Origin of the sequence: Streptomyces sp. ASQP_92, assembly GCF_025399895.1 — a bacterium.
GTDB lineage: Bacteria > Actinomycetota > Actinomycetes > Streptomycetales > Streptomycetaceae > Streptomyces.
This window is the reverse complement of sequence record NZ_JAODUA010000001.1, coordinates 1,222,063-1,240,666: the sequence shown is the minus strand read 5'-3', so window position 1 is coordinate 1,240,666 and position 18,604 is coordinate 1,222,063. Positions and strand designations below refer to the sequence as shown.

Sequence of the window (18,604 nt, the reverse complement as noted above, 5' to 3'; positions counted from 1 at the left end):
TGCTCGCGGGCTGCTCAGCCGTTCTTCGGACCGCCGAGCTGGATGCCGGCCATGCGCGACCACTCGTAGGGGCCGGTCTTCACCTTGGCCGCGAACTCACCGTCGAAGTCCTCGTGGACGGTGATCCCGGACTTCTCGACGGCGCTCATCGCGACGGCGTGGCTCGGGGCCACCAGGTCGCCCCAGCCGCCGTCCTCGCCCACCAGGACGATGCGGGCGCCCTTCTGCCCGATGTACGCGACCTGGCCCTCGGCGCCGCCGTGCTCCTTGGCGAAGGAGTCGATCCGCCGGGCCAGCTTGGCCGCGTGCCGTTCGGCCGCCGCGGCCTGCTTCTCGTCAACCTGGGTGTCTGCCATGCCGCGATGCTACTAGCGGGTAGATCCGGGAGCGACAAGAGGGGCCAGTGGCTTGCGCCACTGGCCCCTCGACGTCGTGCGGACGGCTCGGTCAGCGCAGGAACGGGTCCACCGCGACGGCCACGAACAGCAGCGACACATACGTGATCGACCAGTGGAAGAGCCGCATTTCCTTCAGCTTGGTGCCGGTCGCCTCGTTCTTGGCGCGGGACTGGAGCGCGTGCGCCTCCCACAGCCACCAGCCGCCGGAGACCAGCGCGACGGCCGTGTAGAACCAGCCGGTGTAGCCGAGCGGGGTGAGCAGCAGCGAGACGGCGACCATCACCCAGCTGTAGAGCACGATCTGGCGGGCCACCACCTTGTTGGAGGCGACCACCGGCAGCATCGGCACGCCGACCCGCGCGTAGTCCTCCCTGACCTTCATGGACAGCGGCCAGTAGTGCGGCGGCGTCCAGAAGAACATGACGAGGAACAGGATGACCGGCGCCCAGGACATCGAGTTGGTGACCGAGGACCAGCCGATGAGCACCGGCAGGCAGCCCGCGATGCCGCCCCAGACGATGTTCTGTGAGGTGCGGCGCTTGAGGATCATCGTGTACACGACGACGTAGAAGAGCAGGGCGCCGAGTGAGAGCGCGGCCGAGAGCCAGTTGACGAGCAGCCCGAACCACAGCGTGGAGACGACGGCGAGCGAGATGCCGAAGACCAGGCACTCGCGCGGCGAGACCATGCCGGTCACCAGGGGCCGCTGCGAGGTGCGGTCCATCAGCGCGTCGATGTCGCGGTCGATGTACATGTTCAGGGCGTTTGCGCCGCCCGCCGAGAGGTACCCGCCCAGAGTGGTGGCGAAGACCAGCCACAGCGGGGGGACGCCCTGTTCGGCGAGGAACATCACCGGAATGGTGGTGATGAGGAGCAGTTCGATGATTCGTGGCTTGGTCAGCGCCACAAAGGCCTTGACGCGGGCCCCGAATGGCCGATGGCCCCCCGGGCTGGGAGTCAAGACGACCCCTGCGGGTCGGGACTCGACGGCCGTCACGCACACCCCTGACAGAGAATTCCCAGCAAGTCCCCGGTGATCCGGGATGTTCCCGGACGTGAAGGCCCGGTAAAGACTTGCGCGTACCACGCCACTCTAGACGTTGCCCATACGCCGCCCTCCCCGGGGGTGGGGTCGTGTTGGGGGTGGTTCGCCGGGAGGCGGATTTCATGGCTCCCCGGCACCCTGGAGCTGTCCGTCTCAGCGTGCAGGCAGTCGAAAAAGTGAGCGTTCGGGCAGGGGTAGGCTCGACAACGCCCGGTGCGCCCTCAGTCACCGGGATACGACATGTGGAGAGGAGCCCTGACTCAGGGTGAGCACCAAGCCGACCACCACAGACCTCGAGTGGACCGAGCTCGACCAGCGGGCCGTAGACACCGGCCGCGTCCTGGCCGCGGATGCTGTACAGAAGGTCGGCAACGGCCATCCAGGTACGGCGATGAGCCTGTCCCCGGCCGCGTACACCCTCTTCCAGAAGGTGATGCGGCACGACCCGGCGGACGCCGACTGGGTCGGACGCGACCGCTTCGTTCTCTCCGCGGGCCACTCGTCCCTGACCCTCTACATCCAGCTCTACCTGGCCGGTTTCGGCCTGGAGCTGGATGACCTCAAGGCGTTCCGCACCTGGGGTTCCAAGACCCCCGGCCACCCGGAGTACGGCCACACCACCGGCGTCGAGACGACCACCGGCCCGCTGGGCCAGGGTGTCGCCAACGCGGTGGGCATGGCGATGGCCGCCCGCTACGAGCGCGGCCTGTTCGACCCGGAGGCCGCCCCCGGCACCTCCCCGTTCGACCACTTCGTGTTCGCCATCGCCGGTGACGGCTGCCTCCAGGAGGGCATCTCCTCCGAGGCGTCCTCGCTGGCCGGACACCAGAAGCTCGGCAACCTGATCCTCCTGTGGGACGACAACCACATCTCGATCGAGGGCGACACCGAGACCGCGGTCTCCGAGGACACCGTCAAGCGGTACGAGGCCTACGGCTGGCACGTCCAGCGCGTCGCGCCCAAGCCGGACGGCGACCTGGACCCCGAGGCGCTGTACGACGCGATCGAGGCCGCCAAGGCGGTCACCGACCGGCCGTCGTTCATCGCGATGCGCTCGATCATCGCCTGGCCCGCGCCCAACGCCCAGAACACCGAGGCCGCGCACGGCTCGGCGCTCGGCGACGACGAGGTGGCGGCCACCAAGCGCGTTCTCGGCTTCGACCCGGAGAAGTCCTTCGAGGTCGCCGACGAGGTCCTCGCGCACACCCGCGGGGCCCTGGACCGCGGCCGTGAGGCCAAGGCGGAGTGGGAGAAGTCCTTCGCCGCCTGGCGCACCGCCAACCCCGAGCGCGCCGCCGAGTTCGACCGCATCAACGCGGGCGAGCTGCCCGAGGGCTGGGAGTCGCACCTCCCGGTCTTCGAGACGGGCAAGGGCGTCGCCACCCGCGCCGCCTCCGGCAAGGTGCTCCAGGCGCTCGGCGCGGTCATGCCCGAGCTGTGGGGCGGCTCCGCCGACCTCGCGGGCTCGAACAACACGACCATCGACAAGACGTCGTCGTTCCTGCCGTCCGGCAACCCGCTGACGGAGGCCGACCCGTACGGCCGCACCGTGCACTTCGGCATCCGCGAGCACTCCATGGCCGCGGAGATGAACGGCATCGCGCTGCACGGCCACACCCGCATCTACGGCGGCACCTTCCTGGTGTTCTCCGACTACATGCGCAACGCGGTGCGCCTTTCCGCGCTGATGCACCTGCCGGTGACGTACGTGTGGACGCACGACTCGATCGGCCTCGGCGAGGACGGCCCCACCCACCAGCCGGTGGAGCACCTGGCCTCGCTGCGCGCGATCCCCGGCCTCAACGTGGTCCGCCCCGCGGACGCCAACGAGACCGCCATCGCCTGGCGCGAGATCCTCAAGCGCTACACCAAGGTGTTCGGCAAGGGGGCCCCGCACGGCCTCGTGCTGACCCGCCAGGGCGTGCCGACGTACGAGGTCAACGAGGCCGCCGCCAAGGGTGGTTACGTGCTTGTGGAGGCCGAGGGCGGCGACGCGCAGGTCGTGCTCATCGGCACCGGCTCCGAGGTCCAGCTCGCCGTCGGCGCGCGCGAGGAACTCCAGGCCGCCGGCATCCCGACCCGTGTGGTCTCGATGCCGTGCGTGGAGTGGTTCGAGGAGCAGGACCAGGCGTACAAGGACAGCGTGCTGCCGCCGTCGGTCAGGGCGCGGGTCGCGGTCGAGGCCGGCATCGGTCTGACCTGGCACCGCTTCGTGGGTGACGCGGGCCGCATCGTCTCGCTCGAGCACTTCGGCGCTTCGGCCGACGGCAAGGTCCTCTTCCAGGAGTTCGGCTTCACCGCCGAGCACGTGGCCGCCGCCGCCCGGGAATCCCTCGACGCCGCCAAGCGCTGACGCCGGTATACGAACTAGTAGGAGATGCAATTCTCATGACAGACGCACTCAAGCGCCTCTCCGACGAAGGCGTCGCGATCTGGCTCGACGACCTGTCGCGCAAGCGGATCACGTCCGGCAACCTGGCCGAGCTGATCGACCAGTCGCACGTGGTGGGCGTCACGACCAACCCGTCGATCTTCCAGAAGGCGATCAGCCAGGGTGACGGCTACGACACCCAGCTCACCGACCTCGCGGCCCGTGAGGTCACCGTCGAAGAGGCCATCCGCATGATCACGACGGCTGACGTGAGGGACGCCGCCGACATCCTGCGCCCGGTCTTCGACGCCACGGACGGCCAGGACGGCCGGGTCTCCATCGAGGTCGACCCGCGCCTGGCGCACAACACCCGCGCCACGGTCGCCGAGGCCAAGCAGCTCGCCTGGCTGGTGGACCGGCCGAACACGCTCATCAAGATCCCGGCCACCGAGGCGGGTCTGCCGGCGATCACCGAGACGATCGGTCTCGGCATCAGCGTCAACGTCACGCTGATCTTCTCCCTCGAGCGCTACCGCAAGGTCATGGACGCCTACCTCGCCGGCCTGGAGAAGGCCAAGGAGCGCGGCCTGGACCTCTCGAAGATCCACTCCGTGGCGTCCTTCTTCGTGTCCCGCGTGGACACCGAGATCGACAAGCGGATCGACGCGCTCGGCACCGACGAGGCCAAGGCCGCCCGCGGCAAGGCCGGTCTCGCCAACGCGCGCCTGGCCTACCAGGCGTACGAGGAGGTCTTCTCCTCGGAGCGCTGGGCCGCCCTCGACAAGGCGCACGCCAACAAGCAGCGCCCCCTGTGGGCCTCGACGGGCGTGAAGGACAAGGCGTACAAGGACACCCTGTACGTGGACGACCTGGTCGCGCCCAACACGGTGAACACCATGCCGGAGGCCACCTTGGAGGCCACCGCCGACCACGGCCAGATCACCGGCGACACGGTGACCGGCACGTACGAGCAGGCCCGCGCCGACCTCGACGCCGTCGAGAAGCTGGGCATCTCCTACGACGAGGTCGTGCAGCTCCTGGAGGACGAGGGCGTCGAGAAGTTCGAGGGCGCCTGGAACGACCTGCTCAAGTCCACCGAGGCGGAGCTCAAGCGCCTCGCACCCTCGGAGGCGTAAATCTTGACCGCGATTCGCGAAGCGAACCCGCTTCGTGACGCCGCAGACCGACGGCTCCCGCGCATCGCGGGGCCGTCGGGTCTGGTGATCTTCGGCGTCACGGGCGATTTGTCCCGTAAAAAGTTGATGCCCGCCGTCTATGACCTCGCCAACCGGGGTCTGCTGCCGCCGGGCTTTTCCCTGATCGGCTTCGCCCGCCGCGAGTGGCAGGACGAGGACTTCGCGCAGGAGGTCCACGACGCGGTCAAGGCGCACGCCCGTACGCCGTTCCGCGAGGAGGTCTGGCAGCAGCTCATCCAGGGGATGCGCTTCGTCCAGGGCGACTTCGCCGACGACGACGCGTTCGAGACGCTGAAGTCGACGATCGAGGAGCTCGACAAGGCGCAGGGCACGGGCGGCAACTTCGCCTTCTACCTGTCCGTGCCGCCGAAGTTCTTCCCCAAGGTCGTCCAGCAGCTCAAGAAGCACGGTCTGGCCGACCAGAAGAACGGCGCCTGGCGCCGTGCGGTCATCGAGAAGCCGTTCGGCCACGACCTGGTCTCCGCCGAGGAGCTCAACCAGGTCGTGCACGAGGTCTTCCCGCCCGACGAGGTCTTCCGGATCGACCACTACCTGGGCAAGGAGACCGTTCAGAACATCCTGGCCCTGCGGTTCGCGAACACCATGTTCGAGCCGCTGTGGAACCGCTCCTACGTCGACCACGTGCAGATCACCATGGCCGAGGACATCGGCATCGGTGGCCGGGCCGGCTACTACGACGGCATCGGCGCGGCCCGTGACGTCATCCAGAACCACCTGCTCCAGCTGCTCGCGCTGACCGCGATGGAGGAGCCCGCCTCCTTCGACGCGGACGCGCTCGCGGCCGAGAAGACCAAGGTGCTGGGTGCGGTACGGCTGCCCAAGGACCTCGGCAAGGACACGGTGCGCGCGCAGTACGCGGCCGGGTGGCAGGGCGGCGAGAAGGCCGTCGGCTACCTCCAGGAAGACGGCATCGACCCCAAGTCGAAGACCGACACCTATGCCGCGATCAAGCTGGAGATCGACAACCGCCGCTGGGCGGGCGTCCCGTTCTACCTGCGCACCGGCAAGCGGCTCGGCCGGCGCGTCACGGAGATCGCGGTGGTCTTCCAGCGCGCCCCGCACTCCCCCTTCGACCACACCGCCACGGAAGAGCTGGGGCAGAACGCCCTGGTCATCCGGGTGCAGCCGGACGAGGGCGTGACCGTGCGCTTCGGCTCCAAGGTGCCGGGCACCTCGATGGAGGTCCGGGACGTCTCCATGGACTTCGCCTACGGCGAGTCCTTCACGGAGTCGAGCCCGGAGGCCTACGAACGCCTCATCCTGGACGTCCTGTTGGGCGACTCCAACCTCTTCCCGCGCGTGGAGGAGGTGGAGCTGTCCTGGAAGATCCTCGACCCGATCGAGAAGTACTGGGACACCCACGGCAAGCCCGCCCAGTACCCCTCGGGGACCTGGGGCCCGGACGAGGCGGACGAAATGCTCGCACGAGACGGACGGAGCTGGCGTCGGCCATGAAGATCGACCTTACGGACACCACGGCCAGCAAGATCAACAAGGCGCTCGTGCAGGGCCGCCGGGCGGTCGGCACGCCGGCCGTCGGCATGGTGCTCACCCTCGTCATCGTCACCGACGAGGAGAACGCCTACGACGCCCTGCGCGCGGCCGGCGACGCCTCGCGCGAGCACCCCTCGCGCACCCTCGTCGTCATCAAGCGGGTCTCGCGCTCGCCCCGCGACCGCACCAGCTCCCGCCTCGACGCGGAGGTGCGGGTCGGCGCGGACGCGGGCACCGGCGAGACGGTGATCCTGCGGCTGTACGGCGAGGTGCTCAACCACGCCCAGTCGGTGGTCCTGCCGCTGCTGCTTCCGGACGCGCCGGTCGTCGTCTGGTGGCCGGTGAACGCGCCGGTCGACCCGGCGCAGGACCCGCTGGGCGCGCTCGCCCAGCGCCGGGTGACGGACACCTACACCTCCGAGCAGCCCATCAAGGAGCTGACCGCGCGCGCCGAGGCCTACACCCCCGGCGACACCGACCTGTCGTGGACCCGCATCACGCCCTGGCGCTCGATGCTGGCCGCGGCCCTCGACCAGGTCGCCTGCAAGGTGACCTCCGTCGAGGTGGAGGGCGAGGAGTTCAACCCGAGCTGTGAACTGCTCGGCATGTGGCTCGCCGACCGGCTGAACGTGCCGGTCAAGCGCTCCCCCTCGGGGGGTCCCGGCCTCACCGCGGTCCGCATGGAGACGGACTGCGGCCCGATCGTCCTGGACCGGGCCGACGGCTCGCTGGCCACGCTCTCCATGCAGGGCCAGCCGGACCGCGCGGTGGCGTTGAAGCGCCGCGAGACCGCCGAGCTCATCGCGGAGGAGCTGCGCCGTCTCGACCCGGACGACACCTACGCCTCCGCGCTGAAGTACGGCGTGGACCGCCTCGGTGAGGGTTCCGGGGGCAAGGCCGCGCCCGTCGCCACGGAGGACGCGCAGGCCAAGGAGGCTCCAGCGAAGAAGGCGGCTCCGGCCAAGAAGGCAGCGGCCAAGTGAGCACGCCTCAGCTCGTCGTCCACCGCGACAAGGAGCTGATGGCGCAGGCCGCCGCGGCCCGGCTGATCACGAAGGTCGTGGACGCCCAGGCCGCGCGCGGCTCGGCGTCCGTGGTCCTGACGGGCGGCCGCAACGGCAACGGGCTGCTCGCGGCGCTGGCCTCCTCCCCGGCCCGGGACGCGATCGACTGGTCGCGTCTGGACCTGTGGTGGGGTGACGAGCGTTTCGTCCCCGAGGACGATCCCGAGCGCAACTACACCCAGGCGCGTGCGGCGCTGCTCGACGCGGTGCCGCTCGATCCCAAGCGGGTGCACGCGATGCCCGCCTCGGGCGGCGCCCACGGCACGGACGCGGACGCGGCGGCCGCCGCCTACGCGGCGGAGCTCGCCGAGGCGTCGGGGCCCGAGGACCACGGCCGGGTGCCGACGTTCGACGTGCTGATGCTGGGCGTCGGCCCGGACACCCATGTGGCGTCGCTGTTCCCGGAGTTGCCCGGGGTGCGGGAGACCGAGCGGACGGTCGTCGGGGTGCACGGCGCTCCGAAGCCGCCGCCCACCCGGATCTCGCTCACCCTCCCGGCGATCCGGGCGGCCCGCGAGGTGTGGCTGCTCGCGGCGGGCGAGGACAAGGCGCACGCCGCGGCGATAGCCCTGTCGGGCGCGGGCGAGGTGCAGGCCCCCGCGGCCGGCGCCTACGGCCGGGCCCGCACGCTGTGGCTCCTGGACGCGGCGGCCGCCTCCCGGCTGCCGCGGTCGCTGTACCCACCGGCGTCCGCCTGACGTCTCACGCGAACGGCCCGGCCCGCCCCCTCGGGGAGCGGACCGGGCCGTTCGTCGTACGGGTGCTTCAGGGGGTCAACGGCCGCGCAGCGAGCGGTACTTGGCGACGAGCGCCTTGCTGGAGCCGTCCAGGCCCGGCACGTCGGCGCCCTCGGTCAGGGCGGGCTCGACCCGCTTGGCGAGCACCTTGCCGAGCTCGACGCCCCACTGGTCGAAGGAGTCGATGTTCCAGATGGCGCCCTGGACGAACACCTTGTGCTCGTAGAGCGCGATGAGCTGGCCGAGGACCGAGGGGGTCAGCTCCTTGGCCAGGATCGTGGTGGTGGGGTGGTTGCCCTTGAAGGTCTTGTGCGGGACCAGCTCTTCGGCCACGCCCTCGGCGCGCACCTCGTCCGGCGTCTTGCCGAAGGCCAGCGCCTGTGTCTGGGCGAAGAAGTTGGCCATCAGGAGGTCGTGCTGGGCGACCAGGCCCGGCAGCAGGTCGGCGACCGGCTCGGCGAAGCCGATGAAGTCGGCCGGGATGACCTTGGTGCCCTGGTGGATCAACTGGTAGTAGGCGTGCTGCCCGTTGGTGCCCGGGGTGCCCCACACCACCGGCCCGGTCTGCCAGTCGACGGGGTTGCCGTCGCGGTCCACGGACTTGCCGTTGGACTCCATGTCCAGTTGCTGGAGGTAGGCGGTGAACTTGGACAGGTAGTGCGAGTACGGGAGCACCGCGTGCGACTGGGCGTCGAAGAACGCCCCGTACCAGACGCCCAACAGGCCCATCAGGAGCGGCACGTTGGACTCGGGGGGCGCGGTGCGGAAGTGCTCGTCGACGAGGTGGAAGCCGGCCAGCATCTCGCGGAAGCGGTCCGGACCCACGGCGATCATCAGGGAGAGCCCGATGGCGGAGTCGAAGGAGTAGCGGCCGCCGACCCAGTCCCAGAACCCGAACATGTTGGCCGTGTCGATGCCGAACTCGGCGACCTTGTCCGCGTTGGTCGACAGGGCCACGAAGTGCCGGGCCACCGCCTCCTGGTCGGCCTTCACTTCACTCAGCAGCCAGTTGCGCGCCGAGGTGGCGTTGGTGATGGTCTCGATGGTGGTGAAGGTCTTGGACGCGATGATGAACAGCGTCTCGGCGGCGTCCAGGTCGCGGACGGCCTCGTGGAGGTCGGCGCCGTCCACGTTGGACACGAAACGGACCGTCAACTCCCGGTCGGTGAAGGCCCGCAGGGCCTCGTAGGCCATCGCCGGACCGAGGTCGGAGCCGCCGATACCGATGTTGACGACGTTCTTGATGCGCTTGCCGGTGTGGCCGGTCCACTCGCCCGAGCGGATCTTCTCGGAGAACGCGGCCATCTTGTCGAGGACGGCGTGCACTTCGGGCACCACGTTCTCGCCGTCGACCTCGACGACCGCGTCCCGCGGGGCGCGCAGCGCGGTGTGCAGCACGGCGCGGTCCTCGGTGGTGTTGATCTTCTCGCCCCGGAACATGGCGTCCCGCAGTCCGGCGACGTCGGTGGCCGCGGCCAGCTCGCGCAGGAGCGCGAGGGTCTCGTCGGTCACCAGGTGCTTGGAATAGTCGAGATGGAGATCGCCGACTTGCAGGGTGTATGCGGTGCCGCGATCGGGTTCGGCGGCGAACAGCTCCCGCAGATGGGTCTCGCCCAACTGCTCCCGGTGCTTGCCCAGCGCGGTCCACTCGGGCATCTGGTTGAGCCTGGTACGGCTTCCTGCGTTCATCTGCGGCATCAGCCCACTTCTACTCGTACGTGCGTACCTGCCCCGCTGCCCCTCCAACCTAATTGATCAGGCCCGGCGGGCAGGAATCAGCGCGGCGACGGCCACCACGAACAAGCCGGACGCCAGCAGCGCCGGGGTGTTCAGGCCCCAGGACGCCGCCGCCGCGCCGCCAGCCAGCGCTCCCAGGGGCGCGCCCGCCACGGCCAGCGTCCGGAACGCGGCGCTCACCCGCCCGAGCATGGCCGCCGGGGAACGCTCCTGCATCAGCGTCGTCAGGTTCACGTTCCACACCATCCCCATCACGCCGAACAGCGCCATGGCCGCGACCGCCACCCCCAGGGAGCGGACCGTGCCGATCGCCACCAGAGCCCCGGTCTGGACGGTCCCGGCGACCAGCACGCTGCGTATCCGCCCGAACCGTCGCGCGAGCCGCTGGGCGAGCAGCCCGCCCGCCAAGCTGCCGGCTCCGTACGCCGTGATGGTCGCCGCATAGCCGCCCCGGCCCGCGCCCAGCCAGCCGGTGATGTGCAGGACGAGGGTGGCGATAAGGGCGCCCATGCCGATGTTGCACACGGTGGTGGCGGCGCACAGGCCGCGCAGCGCCCGGTCGGCCCACAGGGTGCGCAGGCCCTCGGCGGTCTCCGACCGCAGTGTGGAGCCGGGTTTCCTGGCCGCCCGCTCGGGGGCAACCGGCCGCAGCGAGGCGACCAGGGCCGCGGCCAGGACATAGCTCGCCGCGTCCACCCCGTAGGGCGCGGCGGCCGACACCGCGAGCAGCACCGGCACCAGCGGGGCCGCGAGGAAGCTGCCCGCTATCTGCTGCCCGGTCATCACCCGGGCGTTGGCGCTGCCCAGCGCGCCGCTGGGCACGAGTGAGGGCAGCAGGGCGGTGGCCGCGTTGTCGAAGAGGGTGCCCAGGGCGGTCAGCGTGAAGGCGAGCACCATCAGCAGGACCATGGAGGCGTGGCCGGCGGCGACGGCCAGGGCGAAGGCGGCCACCAGGGCGCCACGGAGCAGGTCCACGGCCCACATGGCGCGGCGCTGGTCCACCCGGTCGGCGACCGCGCCGCCGAGCAGTCCGAACAGGAGCCACGGCACATAGCCGCAGGCCGTGACGAGAGCGATGAGGAACGGGTCGGAGGTGAGGGTGGTGGCGAGCAGGGGCAGTGCCGCGGTGCGCAGGGCGTCACCGAAACGGCTGACGACGGCGGCCGTCCACAGCCGTCCGAAACCTCCGCGCCAAGCGGGCTTCGCGGGCGCGGCGCCCTCCCTTGCCTCTACCGCTGTCACAACTCCCCCTCGTGATCGACTGCTTCACAAGGTAGAGGGCGCCACTGACAATCGCCGGTGACCTGCGCGTTCACCCGTTGGGGTGGGAGCGTGCGGTGTGCGCCGGTGCGACGGGTTGCGGCCCGGATGCACCGAAGGGCCCTGCGGATGAACGGAGTTCACCGTGCGGGCCCCTCAACTGTCAGATCTCGCCGCGGAGCTTGGCGAGTGCCTCCGCGAGGATCGCCTCGCCGTCCGCGTCGCTGCGCCGTTCGCGTACGTACGCCAGGTGCGTCTTGTACGGCTCGGTGCGCGGCGGGTCCGGCGGGTTGTCCCGGTCCTGTCCCGCGGGGAACCCGCAGCGCGGGCAGTCCCACGTCTCCGGAACCTGTGCGTCACTGGCGAAGCTCGGCTGCGTCTCGTGCCCGTTCGAGCACCAGAAGGAGATGCGCAGGCGCGGCGCGGACTCGCCCCGCTCGGCCTCGCCCATCGGCCCCGCTCCGACCCGGCTTCCCCGGATCGCGTTGCCACTTGCCACGGTCGTAACTCCCTGCGTGATGGTGCTCGAAGATGCCCCAGTCTACGTAAGGCCCAACGCGCGTCCAGTGATTGGAGTTACACCCCACCCCACAAACGCCGAACGACGACGGCTTACTTGAGCTTCATCAGCAGACCAAGTACGACAATGCACGCGAACCACAGCAGACCGATCACGATGGTGATGCGGTCGAGGTTGCGCTCGGCGACCGAGGAGCCGCCGACGGAGGACTGCATGCCACCGCCGAACATGTCGGAGAGGCCGCCACCCTTTCCCTTGTGCATCAGCACCAGCAGCATCAGCAGCAGGCTGAAGACGATCAGGGCAATCGAGAACCCGACAATCACGGCTGGACCAACTTCCTAGGACTGATATGACGACGGGGGCCGGGGGGACATTCCACAATCCCTGTTCCGGCCCCCGCAAGGGTACGACGGATCCGCGCTACCGCATACTTACTGGTCGCGGAAGCGGACGATCTTGACGAACTCTTCGGCGTCCAGCGCCGCGCCGCCGACCAGGGCCCCGTCCACGTCGGGCTGGGCCATGATCGCGGCCACGTTCCCGGACTTCACCGAGCCGCCGTACTGGATGCGCACCTTGTCGGCGAGCTCCTGGGAGTACAGCTCGGCGAGGCGGCCTCGGATGGCGCCGCACACCTCCTGCGCGTCCTCGGGGGTCGCGACCTCGCCGGTGCCGATCGCCCACACCGGCTCGTACGCGATCACGATGGACTCGGCCTGCTCGGCCGGAATGTCCTTGAGGCCGCCGTCGAGCTGGGCCAGCGTGTAGGGAACCTGCTGACCCGCCTTGCGGATGTCCAGGCCCTCGCCGACGCAGAGGATCGGGGTCAGGCCGTTCTGGTAGGCGGCCTTCACCTTGGCGTTGCAGAGCTCGTCGCTCTCGGCGTGGTACTGACGGCGCTCGGAGTGGCCCACGGCGACGTAGGTGCACTTCAGCTTGGCCAGCATGGAGCCCGAGATCTCACCGGTGTAGGCACCGGAGTCGTGCGCCGAGATGTCCTGGGCGCCGTACTTGATCTTGAGCTTGTCGCCGTCGACGAGGGTCTGCACGGAGCGCAGGTCGACGAAGGGAGCCAGGACCGCGACCTCGACGGCGTCGTAGTCCTTGTCGGCGAGCGCGAAGGCGAGCTTCTGGACGTGCGCGATGGCCTCGAGGTGGTTGAGGTTCATCTTCCAGTTGCCCGCCATCAGCGGGGTACGGGTGCTCACAGGTGTTCAGTCCTCCAGTGCGGCGAGGCCGGGAAGCGTCTTGCCCTCGAGGTATTCGAGGCTGGCGCCGCCACCGGTCGAGATGTGGCCGAACTTCGACTCGTCGAAGCCCAGGTTGCGGACGGCCGCGGCGGAGTCGCCGCCGCCGACCACGGTGAAGCCCTTGCTGTCGAGCAGGGCCTGCGCGACGGCGGTGGTACCGCCCGCGTAGTCGGGGTGCTCGGCGACGCCGACGGGGCCGTTCCAGAAGACGGTCTCGGCGTCGGTGATCTTCGAGGCGAACAGTTCACGGGACTTGGGGCCGATGTCCAGGCCCTCCTGGTCCGCGGGGATCTTGTCCGCGTCGACGGTCTGGAAGGTCGCCGGAGCCTTGGTCTTCAGGTCCGGGAAGTCCTTGGAGACCAGCACGTCGACCGGGAGCACCAGCTCGACGCCGGTCTCCTCGGCGCGCTTCATGTACTCCTGGACGACCGGGATCTGGTCCTCCTGGAGCAGGGAGATGCCGACCTCGTGACCCTTGGCCTTGAGGAAGGTGTACGCCATGCCGCCGCCGATGAGCAGGCGGTCGGCCTTGCCGAGCAGTTGGTCGATGACGGCGAGCTTGTCGGAGACCTTGGCGCCGCCGAGCACGACGGTGTAGGGGCGCTTGACGTCCTCGGTCAGCTTCTTGAGGACGCCGACCTCGGTGGCGATGAGGTAGCCCGCGTAGTGCGGCAGGCGCGCCGGGAGGTCGAAGACGGAGGCGTGCTTACGGTGCACGGCTCCGAAGCCGTCGCCCACGTAGACGTCGGCGAGGGCGGCGAGCTGGTCGGCGAAGGCGGCGCGCTCGGCGTCGTCCTTGGCCGTCTCGCCGGCGTTGAACCGCAGGTTCTCGATGACGGCGACCTGGCCGGGCTGGAGCCCGTTCACCGCGTCGTGGGCGGCGGCGCCGACGGTGTCCTGGGCGAACGCGACCGGGGCGCCCAGGAGTTCACCGAGCCGCTCGGCGGCCGGAAGCAGCGAGAACTCGGGGTCCGGGGCGCCCTTGGGGCGGCCCAGGTGCGAGGCCACGACGACCTTGGCGTTGGCGGCGACGAGCGCCTTGAGGGTGGGCAGCACGGCGCGGATGCGGCCGTCGTCGGTGATGCGGCCTTCTGCCAGCGGCACATTGAGGTCGGCGCGGACGAATACCCGCTTGCCCGCGACCCCTTCGGCGAGAAGTTCGTCGATCGTCTTCATGTGTGGGTGACTCCTTGGAGCTACGTGACGGGCGGTCAGGACAGGCGACAGGGCCCGCACAGCGCGTCGTTGCGCTGCCCGAGCCCTGTAGCTCACATCAGGTGCCTACCGGACCGAGGTCAGAGCTGGCCGCCGACGAAGACGGTCAGGTCGACGAGGCGGTTGGAGTAGCCCCACTCGTTGTCGTACCAGCCCAGGATCTTCACCGTCTTGCCCTCCTGGACCATGGTCAGGGAGGAGTCGAAGGTGCAGGAGGCGGCGTCGCCCACGATGTCCGAGGACACGATCGGGTCCTCGGTGTAGAAGAGGACGCCCTTCAGGTCACCGTCGTCGGCGGCCTTCTTGAACGCGGCGTTGACCTCGTCCTTGGTGACCTCGCGCTGGAGCTCCACGACGAGGTCGGTGGCCGAACCGGTCGGGACCGGGACGCGCATCGCGATGCCGTCGAGCTTGCCCTTGAGCTGCGGGAGGACCAGGGCGGTGGCCTTGGCGGCGCCGGTCGTGGTCGGGATGATGTTCTCGGCGGCGGCGCGGGCGCGACGCAGGTCCGAGTGCGGGAAGTCCAGGATGCGCTGGTCGTTGGTGTACGCGTGGACCGTCGTCATCAGGCCCTTGACGATGCCGAAGTTCTCGTCGAGAACCTTGGCCATCGGCGCCACACAGTTGGTGGTGCAGGAGGCGTTGGAGATGACGTGGTGGTTGGCCGCGTCGTACTTGTCCTGGTTGACGCCCATCACGATGGTGATGTCCTCGTCCTTGGCCGGAGCCGAGATGAGGACCTTCTTGGCGCCACCGGCGATGTGCTTCTCGGCGTCGGCCTTCTTGGTGAAGATGCCGGTCGACTCGATGACGATGTCGACGCCCAGCTGACCCCAGGGGATGTCGGCCGGGTTGCGCTCGGAGAGGACCTTGATGGTGTGGCCGTCGACCGTGATGGTGTCGGCGGTGTGGGTCACCTCGGCCTTGAGGCGGCCCAGAATGGTGTCGTACTTCAGCAGGTGGGCGGTGGTCGCAGTGTCACCCAGGTCGTTGACAGCCACGATCTCGATGTCCGCACCCTGCTCAAGGAGCGCGCGGAAGTAGTTGCGCCCGATGCGGCCAAAGCCGTTGATGCCTACGCGGATCGTCACGAACCGATCTCCTCGTTAGGTACGCCGGGTTTCTCGACGCCGGCGAGTTGTATGGGATGTCCCCGACCGGTTACGACCCTACCTCCCCGGGGACGGCGAAGTGACATCGAGCGCGTCCGGATGGTTCCGAAATGCCGCCCGGGACGGCCCGGTGGCCCGTACCTACCTGCGGGTACGGACCACCGGGGACCTTCGGCCCCACTACACGGTGTCAGCGGCGCAGTGCGCTGAGCGCCTTGCCGACGAGCTGCTTGCGGTCGGCGGCCGAGGGCACGTTCTCCAGACCGAAGCCGAGCAGCACGGTGTCACGGGTGGTGACGGCGGCCGAGGAGTGGAACAGCGCCTGGGAGCGGGCCCAGTCGGCACTGTTGCCGGGGCTGCCGGCGGGCGGTCCCGGCACGCTCCAGGCGCCGAGCGCGGTTTCGAAGCCCTCGGCTCCCGACGCCGCGCCGCCCATGACAAGGCGGGTGTCGTCGACGAAGGCACCGAGTCCTCCGGTGCCCGGGTCGGACACATAGGAGACGGCGACCTCGACCTGCTTGCCGGCGTACGGGGCGAGGTCGACGGACACCTGCTGCCAGCCGTTGGACGAGCCGGTGAAGCGGTTCCAGGCGCCGCTGCTGCCGCTCGCCGCGCAGGCGGACGGGCCGGGCGTGAGGTAGTGCGTCAGGAAGGGGTGCTCCTTGAGGAGGAAGCCCTGTTCGCACTGGCTGGGCACGCTGGTGGTGCTGCCGCCGTTGAGGTCCGGCAGGGTCGTCCAGTCGTCCTGGCCGACGGTGTGAGCCTCGACGATCACCTGGTCGTAGCCGGGTTCGGTGTCGTAGCTGAGCTGGAAGTCCAGGCTCGGCTTCACCGAGGCCGTCGCCCGGGTCAGGTCGACGGTGCGGGCGAGCCGCATATAGGCGTCGTCACTGTGCTTGGCCGCGGCGAACCAGGAGCCCTCGGCGGGTTCGAACGGGGTGCGCACCCCGGGGTAGTCACCGGCGGAGGCGCTCTTGAACTGCGGGAACTGCTCCGGCTTCAGGGTGTCGGAGGTGACGGTGTACGCACCGGCCGCGGTCAGCGGGCTGCCGGGCGCGGCGGCCAGGGAGGCCTTGGCTCCGGCGAGCCTTCCGGCCCCGGCGAAGGCGGGCGGCGACTTGAGGCCGGCCTTGTTGTAGGCGCCGAGGTAGTACTGGGAGAAGTCGTCGGACAGGGCGCCGTCGCCGAGGTCGACGCTGCCGCCGGCCTGCTCACCGGCGTTGACGAGCTTGCCGCCCTCGTTGACGAAGTCGCGTACCGCGAACATGGTGGCCGCCGACGGCTGGGCGCTGCCGGTGTACCAGAGAACGTTGCGGAAGTGGCTGAGCACGCCGAGCGCGCTCGGGGTGCCCTGGGTCGCCACGTCCCAGACCGCCGCCTTCCTGCCGTTGTCGGCCAGCGCCTTGGTGTAGAGCGCGGCGTTCCTGGCCGGCGCGGTGCCTCCCTCGTCGGCGAGCACCAGGGTGTCGCCCTTGGGGCGTTCGGCCACGGTGTAGGTGAACGGCGTGCTGGACGTCTGCTGCCCCGTCGCGGTCCGCCCCGTGAACCACACCTGGACCTGGTCGCCGGCGTCGGCGTCCTCGACCTTGGCGCGGTACTGGTCGAAGCGGATGTTGTCGTGTCCGCCGAAGACCTTGCCGCCCTTCCAGGGCTCCAGTTCCTCGGTGTGCCTGCGGCCGCCGTTGATGCGGTAGTTGAGGGTCTTGTCGCGCACCGACTTGCGTGCGGTGACGGCGACTTCCTGGTCGTCGTCGCGCGTGTAGGAGGTGGCGAAGGCGTCCGGGGTGAAGTCCGGGGCGTCGATGCCGACCGGGGAGGAGGGCCGGTCGGGGTGGGCGGTGGTCTCGGCGACGGAGAGCGCGAAGGGGATGTTCTTCTGGAACTCGGCCTGGATCAGCTTCTCGCTGTCCGGGAAGTTGAAGTCCGAGGGGCAGTCGGCCGCGTTCCACTCGTCGGACGGGTCCGCCTTGGACACCGTGGTGCAGGTCGACATCTCGGGGGTGAACATCATCGTGCGGTTGACGTTCGCCGCGTGGCCGTCGGCCTCGCCGTTGGTGGTGTAGAGCGCGGAGGAGAGCTCCGAGTGGTAGCCGGGGATGGCCGGCTTGTCGGGGGTGCCGGCGAGCGACTTGTAGATGACGTCGTCGGGGGTCGGCGTCGCGACCTGCCAGCCCACTCCGTACAGCAACAGCTCCGCGGCGGAGTGGTAGTTGATGGCGTAGTTGAAGTGGACCCGCTTCTCGAAGGAGTCGAGCGCCTTGGTCTCGGGTTCGCTGCCCGCGCTCGGGCCGCGGTAGGTCTCGCTCGACGGGTCGGGCGAGGAACCCTCGTTGTCGTAGCCCCACTTGTAGGGGAAGTTGCGGTTCGGGTCGACGCCGTCGCCCGCGGTGATCTTGCCGTCGCCGTTGTTGTCGCGGAGGTTCTTGCGCCACAGCCGGTTGCCGGGGGTGAAGGTGTAGTCGTAGCCGTCCGGGTTGGCGGATATGACGAACCACAGCTCGGTGGAGTCCACGATCTTGGTGATCCGCGGGTCCTTGCCGTAGTTGTCGAGGTAGTAGTGCATCAGCCGCCGGGTCATCTCCGGGGTGATCCACTCCCGGGCGTGCTGGTTGGACATGTAGAGCGTGGCGGGCCTGGAGCCGTCCCTGGACTTGTTGGCGCCCTTGGTGAGCTTGACGGCGAGGATGTCCTGGCCGTTGACGGTCTTGCCGATCGACTCGACCTTGGTGAGGTCCGGGTGGGCCTTGCCGGTGTCGAGGATCTCCTGCTTGAGGCCGTGCCCGCCGCTGTACGGGCGGAACACCCCGTCGCCCGCGGCCTTGAGGCGGTTGGCGGCCTGGGCGGAGACCTTGTGCTCGGTGAGGTCGACGCCCTTGCCGCGCAGGGCCGCGGCCTGGGACTTGGTGAGGTAGAGCTCGACTCCCGCCGAGCCCTTGGCGGGCAGAGCGGCACCCAGTTCCTGGGCGTCGGCGCCGGCTTCCAGGAGCAGCGGCAGTTGTGCGCGGCTGACCTGGGCGTTCCAGACGACGATGCCCTCGCCGTCGGCTCCGCTCGGACGGGCCTGGACGGCGGGCGCCGCCACCAGTCCGGCCGTCAGCAGTGATGCAGTGGCGAGGATCGCTCTCGCTCTGCGTCTCATGAGCCCCCCTTGCTGTTGTCTGCCACGAAAGTGGACAGACGC

At 69.6% G+C, this 18,604-nt stretch carries 15 protein-coding genes; 5 read left to right on the top strand and 10 right to left on the bottom strand.

Annotated elements, in window-relative coordinates; translation table 11 throughout:
• Window positions 1-14 precede the first annotated feature (14 nt).
• Both N4G70_RS05400 and N4G70_RS05395 read right to left on the bottom strand, forming a co-directional pair.
• The gene (locus tag N4G70_RS05400) at window positions 15-356 is read right to left on the bottom strand and encodes a hypothetical protein (RefSeq protein WP_261711195.1); all 342 of its coding nucleotides are present in this window, start codon (window positions 354-356) and stop codon (window positions 15-17) included.
• A 91-nt stretch (window positions 357-447) separates the two neighbouring features.
• Window positions 448-1,401 (bottom strand): heme o synthase, encoded by a 954-nt coding sequence (locus tag N4G70_RS05395; RefSeq protein WP_162952638.1) that lies wholly within the window; start codon window positions 1,399-1,401, stop codon window positions 448-450.
• A 307-nt stretch (window positions 1,402-1,708) separates the two neighbouring features.
• On the opposite strand from N4G70_RS05395, the gene tkt reads away from it, so the two are divergent.
• From tkt to pgl, 5 genes are read left to right on the top strand one after another with little or no spacing between them, the layout of a single operon-like run.
• Window positions 1,709-3,796 (top strand): transketolase, encoded by a 2,088-nt coding sequence (gene tkt / locus N4G70_RS05390; RefSeq protein WP_261711194.1) that lies wholly within the window; start codon window positions 1,709-1,711, stop codon window positions 3,794-3,796.
• Window positions 3,797-3,831: 35 nt separating this feature from the next.
• The gene (gene tal, locus N4G70_RS05385; protein WP_261711193.1) at window positions 3,832-4,950 is read left to right on the top strand and encodes a transaldolase; all 1,119 of its coding nucleotides are present in this window, start codon (window positions 3,832-3,834) and stop codon (window positions 4,948-4,950) included.
• Between the two features lie 12 nt (window positions 4,951-4,962).
• Window positions 4,963-6,486, top strand: a complete 1,524-nt coding sequence (gene zwf / locus N4G70_RS05380; RefSeq protein WP_399034325.1) for a glucose-6-phosphate dehydrogenase — start codon at window positions 4,963-4,965, stop codon at window positions 6,484-6,486.
• On the top strand, window positions 6,483-7,508 hold the full coding sequence (gene opcA, locus N4G70_RS05375; RefSeq protein ID WP_261711191.1) for a glucose-6-phosphate dehydrogenase assembly protein OpcA: 1,026 nt from the start codon (window positions 6,483-6,485) through the stop codon (window positions 7,506-7,508). The genes zwf and opcA overlap by 4 nt, the downstream gene beginning before the upstream one ends.
• A complete protein-coding gene (gene pgl / locus N4G70_RS05370) occupies window positions 7,505-8,287 on the top strand; it encodes a 6-phosphogluconolactonase (RefSeq protein ID WP_261711190.1) in 783 nt (260 codons plus the stop codon). Before opcA ends, pgl begins: the two co-directional genes overlap by 4 nt.
• A gap of 75 nt (window positions 8,288-8,362) precedes the next feature.
• Here pgl and pgi read toward each other — a convergent pair whose 3' ends face one another.
• From pgi to N4G70_RS05330, 8 genes are all read right to left on the bottom strand, one after another.
• A complete protein-coding gene (pgi, locus tag N4G70_RS05365; RefSeq protein ID WP_261711387.1) occupies window positions 8,363-10,015 on the bottom strand; it encodes a glucose-6-phosphate isomerase in 1,653 nt (550 codons plus the stop codon).
• 66 nt (window positions 10,016-10,081) lie between these two features.
• The gene (locus N4G70_RS05360; RefSeq protein WP_261711189.1) at window positions 10,082-11,305 is read right to left on the bottom strand and encodes an MFS transporter; all 1,224 of its coding nucleotides are present in this window, start codon (window positions 11,303-11,305) and stop codon (window positions 10,082-10,084) included.
• Window positions 11,306-11,486: 181 nt separating this feature from the next.
• Window positions 11,487-11,822 (bottom strand): RNA polymerase-binding protein RbpA, encoded by a 336-nt coding sequence (locus N4G70_RS05355; protein WP_003976875.1) that lies wholly within the window; start codon window positions 11,820-11,822, stop codon window positions 11,487-11,489.
• A 113-nt stretch (window positions 11,823-11,935) separates the two neighbouring features.
• Window positions 11,936-12,169, bottom strand: a complete 234-nt coding sequence (secG, locus tag N4G70_RS05350; RefSeq protein WP_261711188.1) for a preprotein translocase subunit SecG — start codon at window positions 12,167-12,169, stop codon at window positions 11,936-11,938.
• A gap of 108 nt (window positions 12,170-12,277) precedes the next feature.
• A complete protein-coding gene (gene tpiA / locus N4G70_RS05345; protein WP_261711187.1) occupies window positions 12,278-13,054 on the bottom strand; it encodes a triose-phosphate isomerase in 777 nt (258 codons plus the stop codon).
• A 6-nt stretch (window positions 13,055-13,060) separates the two neighbouring features.
• Window positions 13,061-14,272, bottom strand: coding sequence for a phosphoglycerate kinase (locus N4G70_RS05340; RefSeq protein ID WP_261711186.1), 1,212 nt, complete (start codon window positions 14,270-14,272; stop codon window positions 13,061-13,063).
• Between the two features lie 119 nt (window positions 14,273-14,391).
• Window positions 14,392-15,402, bottom strand: a complete 1,011-nt coding sequence (gap, locus tag N4G70_RS05335; RefSeq protein WP_120724478.1) for a type I glyceraldehyde-3-phosphate dehydrogenase — start codon at window positions 15,400-15,402, stop codon at window positions 14,392-14,394.
• 211 nt (window positions 15,403-15,613) lie between these two features.
• Window positions 15,614-18,562, bottom strand: coding sequence for a M14 family metallopeptidase (locus N4G70_RS05330; protein WP_261711185.1), 2,949 nt, complete (start codon window positions 18,560-18,562; stop codon window positions 15,614-15,616).
• Window positions 18,563-18,604 lie beyond the last annotated feature (42 nt).